Consider the following 4,763-nt stretch of genomic DNA (forward strand, 5'->3'; position numbering starts at 1 on the left):
CATGCGTCGTGCGGGTGCGGACACCATCGTCATCGCGGGTGTCTCGACCGGCAACTGCGTGATCACCACCGCGATCGACGGTGCGAACCAGGACTACAAGGTGATCACCCTGGCCGACACCAACGCCGCCATCCCGGCGTCGTTGGAGGACCAGCCGCTGGGCTACGGCCAGCACTGGGAGGCGTTGCGCAACATCCAGGCCAACCACGGTGACGTGCTGCTGAGCACCGAGTTCCTGAAGATGATCGGCGTCTCCGAGTAGTCGTCGACCGCCGACGCACGCGATATCAACGACCGAAAGCGAGAAGAACATGAGTGTGAGCGGCCTTCGGGTGGCCCTGCTGATCGAGGACGAGTACCAGATCCTCGAGGGCTGGTACCCGTTGCTCCGACTCCAGGCCGCCGGAGTCGACGTCAAGGTGATCGGCAGTGGCCGGAAGGACTCCTTCGACAGCAAGGAGCACTACCCCATGGACGCCGACCTGTCGGCGGACGAGGCGGTGGCTGCGGACTTCGACGCCGTGGTCGTCCCGGGCGGGTTCGCGCCCGACAACATGCGCCTCTACCCGGCGATGGTGGACTTCGTCCGCGAGGTCTTCGAATCCGGCAAGCTCGCGGCGGCCATCTGCCACGGCGGCTGGATGCTGTGCTCGGCAGGGGCGGTCAAGGGACGTCGGGCGACCGGCTACCTCCCGATCAAGGACGACGTCCAGAACGCCGGCGGCACCTGGGTGGACGAGGCGGTCGTCGTCGACGGCAACCTCATCACCTCCCGGACGCCCCCGGACCTGCCGGTCTTCGTCGAGGCGATCATCGACTACCTCGAGGAGAACGCCGCCTCGGGACGGGCCTGATCGTCCCGATGCCGTGACGATCCAGCCGGACACGATCCAGGCCGGTCTCGTCGCCGTGCGCGACCACGTCCGCCGCCCGATCGGGCGGCGGACGTGGGCTCGGAGCCGTAGTGCGTGCGGCTCTCCATCGCTGATCAACAGAAGGTACGGAAGATGAAGATCACAGAGGTTCGAGCCATTCCGCTGGCGAGCCCCTTGGACGAGCCGTTGCAGTGGGGAGCGATGGTGGTCAACGTCAAGGGTGGGATCGTCGTGCGCGTCTCGACCGACGAGGGATACGTCGGCTACGGAGAGGCCGGCTTCTCTGCTGAGTACTTTCCGACGGTCGGTCCCATCGTCAACGACCAGCTCGGTCCCATGCTGGTCGGGCAGGACCCGACCGAGATCGGCGGTCTGTGGCAGCAGATGCTGGAGGCGACCCACATGTGGGGCCGTCGGGGGATCGAGACCTATGCGCTCAGCGGCATCGACATCGCTCTGTGGGACCTTCTCGGCAAGATCAGCGCCCTGCCCGTCTACCGCCTCCTGGGGGCGGCCAGGTCGAGCGTGCGGGCGTACTTCGCCCCGTCCCTGAAGCCTGTCTCCGAGGTCCTCCCGGAGGCCGTGCAGGCCGTGGAGAACGGCTACACCGCCATGAAGCTGCGGGCCACCGCGGACAGGCACGACACGGTCGACATGGTCGCTCAGGTCCGTGCGGCCGTAGGTGACGACATCGACATCATGGTCGACGGCAACATGCTGTACGACCGCCGGGGCGCCCTCGCCCTGGCCAGGGATCTCGAGCAGCTGGGGGTGGCGTGGCTCGAGGAGCCGATCCTCTCGCGCAGCCTCTCGCACTACGTCGAGGACCACACGTGGCTGGGCGACCGGGTCTCCCTGAAGCTCGCCGGCGGTGAGTCACTGCTGACCCGCTTCGAGTACATCGACCTGTTGAGCCGCAAGACATTCGACATCCTGCAGCCCGACTGCACGAGCGTGGGGGGCATCACCGAGGCCAAGCGGGTGGCCGACATGGCCAGCGCCTGGAACATCGAGTGCGTCCCGCACATCGCGTGCTCCTCCGGCACGGGGATCGCGCTGGCCGCCGGTCTCCACATGATCCTGGCGTGCCACAACGCGCCGCTGGTCGAGGTGGACGCCTACGGGGGACCCGGCTGGGACGGCATGCTGACGCAGCCGCTCACCGTGAAGGACGGCCACCTCGCGGCCCTGGACCTGCCCGGTCTCGGCGTGGAGCTCGCCGACGACGCGCTGGAGCGATTCGCGGTGTCGGCATGATCTACCGCGATGGGTCGGTCATCGCCCAGCTCGAAGCCCTCCGGGTGGTCCCCGTGGCCGTCCTGAACGAGACCTCGTGGGCGGCGCCGATGGGCGCCGCGCTCAAGGAGGGTGGCCTGCCGTGCGTCGAGGTGACACTGCGCACGCCCAACGCCCTCGAGGCCCTGGCCGCGCTCGCGGCCGACACCGACCTCCTCGTCGGCGCCGGGACGGTCACCCGGCCCGACCACGTGCGAGCCGCGGTCGACGCCGGAGCGCGCTTCATCGTCTCTCCCGGCTTCAGCCGGTCGGTGGTGGACACCTGCCTCGAGCTCGACGTGCCGGTGATCCCGGGCGTCGCCACCGCCACGGAGATCCAGATGGCGCTCGAGGCGGGACTGACGCACGTCAAGTTCTTCCCGGCCAAGACCTCCGGCGGTCTCGCAGCGCTGTCCGCCCTGAGCGCGCCCTTCGGGGACGTGCGCTTCATGCCGACCGGGGGCATCACCGTGGACAGTCTGGGCTCCTACCTCGCCCACAAGTCCGTCGCCGCTGTCGGTGGGAGCTGGATGGTCGCGGCCAGCCTGCTGTCGGCCGGTGACTTCGCTCGGGTGACAGAACTGGCGGGTCAGGCCGTGCGCATCGTGTCCGGCAGCGCGACCGCCCGCCCCTCAACGGCAGACACGGAGGCAACGAAGTGAACGGAATGGATCTCCGTCCCCGGGACACGTGTCGCTACGACATCGTCTCGCTGGGCGAGGTCATGCTCAGGCTCGATCCCGGTGACGGGCGTACCCGCACCGCCCGGTCGTTCCGGGCGTGGGAGGGCGGCGGTGAGTACAACGTCGCGCGTGGCCTGCGTCGAGTGTTCGGCCTGCGTTCGGCCATCGTGACCGCGCTCGCGGACAACGAGGTCGGTCGGCTCCTGGAGGACTTCATGCTCCAGGGCGGCGTCGACACCGAGCACGTGCGCTGGGTGCCGTACGACGGCATCGGCCGCAAGGTCCGCAACGGCCTGAACTTCACCGAGCGGGGGTTCGGCGTCCGCGGCGCCCTGGGCGTCTCGGACCGCGGGCACACCGCGGCCAGCCAGCTGAGCGCCGGCGACGTGGACTGGGACGAGCTCTTCGGAACTCTCGGTGCTCGCTGGTTCCACACCGGGGGCATCTTCGCCGCGCTGTCGGAGACGACCCCGGACGTGGTCGAGGAGGCCATGGCCGCGGCGCGCCGCCACGGCACGATCGTCTCCTACGACCTGAACTACCGGCCGAGCCTGTGGAGGGACATCGGCGGGACCGCCCGCGCCCAGGAGGTGAACCGGAGGCTGGTGCGCCAGGTCGACGTCCTCATCGGCAACGAGGAGGACTTCACCGCCTGCCTCGGGTTCGAGGTGCCGGGCACGAGCTCGAACCTCTCGGGGCTCGAGGCCGACAACTTCGTCGCGATGGCCCAGGAGGTGTCGAAGGAGTTCGCCAACCTGCGCGTGGTCGCCACCACGATCCGTGACGTCAAGACCGCGTCGGTCAACGACTGGAGCGCGGTTGCCTGGAGCGCGGACCAGGTCGTTCGCTCGCAGCCCCGCCCCGAGCTGGACATCTGGGACCGGGTGGGCGGCGGCGACAGCTTCGCCGCCGGTCTGATCTACGGCCTGCTCGAGGGGGACGACTTCCAGCGGGCGGTGGAGCTGGGAGCCGCCCACGGAGCACTGGCGATGACGACGCCCGGGGACACCTCGATGGCCAGCCGCGCCGAGGTGGAGGCCCTGGTGGGGGGTGCCGGCGCCCGCGTCCAGCGCTGAGGACCCGAGGACGCGGCCGGCCATCGATCGCCCGGCCCCCTCGGCGAGTCGGCCCGGGCCTGACGGATCCATCGCCCGTCGTGATGTAGTGTTCAGACCACCAACACACCTCTGGGTCGGATTCCGGAGGCAGCTTCGGCTGGACGGGTCCAGTGGGGGCGAAGGGGGCAGCATCATGATCGAGCCGGTGCGGCGTATGAAGGTCGCGGACGCCGTGGCGGAGCAGCTCGAGCGGCTGATCACCGAGGGGCAGTACGCCCTCGGCGAGAAGCTCCCGGCGGAGCGCGTCCTGGCCGAGCAGTTCGGGGTCGGGCGAAGCTCCATGCGCGAGGCCCTCACCATCGTCGAGGCCAACGGGTTGATCCGTACCGACCACGGAATCGGCGTGTTCGTGGTGCGCAACAAGCTGCAGGCGCCCTCGCTGTCGCAGGTGTTGCTGGTCGACGACTTCTCGGTCGCCGACCTGTTCGAGGTCCGGGTCCCGTTGGAGGACCAGGCCGCCGGCCTGGCGGCCAAACGGATCACGCCGGCCGCGGCAGAGAAGCTCAAGGGCATCATCGCGGCCGCGTCCGACCCGACGCTGACCGACGACGAGTTCATCGAGCTCGACGGCGCACTCCACCAGGCCATCGCGGAGGCGACCAACAACCCCCTCCTGCTCCAGCTCTGCAAGAGCGTGGCGCCTCTCTTCTTCACGTACTCCCATCGGGTCATCGCGCTCCCGGGGCGGCGCGAACGCGCACACCTCGGCCACGAACGGATCGTGACGGCGATCGTCAACCGCCGCATCAGGGAGGCGCGCACGGCTGCGGTCAAGCACATCCGGGAGGTCGAGAACGACATCCTGGAGTCCC

6 protein-coding genes are annotated in these 4,763 nt (G+C 69.3%); all 6 read left to right on the plus strand.

Annotated features, from left to right (window positions below; genetic code table 11):
- Positions 1–262 (plus strand): cysteine hydrolase family protein (locus ACYQ0U_RS22485; protein ID WP_459976117.1); only part of this gene is annotated, 262 nt, incomplete at its 5' end.
- A gap of 55 nt (positions 263–317) precedes the next feature.
- The gene (locus ACYQ0U_RS22490) at positions 318–854 is read left to right on the plus strand and encodes a type 1 glutamine amidotransferase domain-containing protein (RefSeq protein ID WP_459976118.1); all 537 of its coding nucleotides are present in this window, start codon (positions 318–320) and stop codon (positions 852–854) included.
- Positions 855–1,007: 153 nt separating this feature from the next.
- The gene (locus ACYQ0U_RS22495) at positions 1,008–2,132 is read left to right on the plus strand and encodes a mandelate racemase/muconate lactonizing enzyme family protein (RefSeq protein WP_459976119.1); all 1,125 of its coding nucleotides are present in this window, start codon (positions 1,008–1,010) and stop codon (positions 2,130–2,132) included.
- Positions 2,129–2,812: a bifunctional 4-hydroxy-2-oxoglutarate aldolase/2-dehydro-3-deoxy-phosphogluconate aldolase gene (gene eda / locus ACYQ0U_RS22500; RefSeq protein ID WP_459976120.1), complete on the plus strand. Its 684-nt coding sequence runs from the start codon at positions 2,129–2,131 to the stop codon at positions 2,810–2,812. Before ACYQ0U_RS22495 ends, eda begins: the two co-directional genes overlap by 4 nt.
- 5 nt (positions 2,813–2,817) lie before the next feature.
- Positions 2,818–3,909, plus strand: a complete 1,092-nt coding sequence (locus ACYQ0U_RS22505) for a PfkB family carbohydrate kinase (protein WP_459976121.1) — start codon at positions 2,818–2,820, stop codon at positions 3,907–3,909.
- Between the two features lie 175 nt (positions 3,910–4,084).
- Positions 4,085–4,763 (plus strand): FadR/GntR family transcriptional regulator (locus ACYQ0U_RS22510; protein WP_459976122.1); only part of this gene is annotated, 679 nt, incomplete at its 3' end.

The organism is Nocardioides pyridinolyticus, from assembly GCF_054653575.1.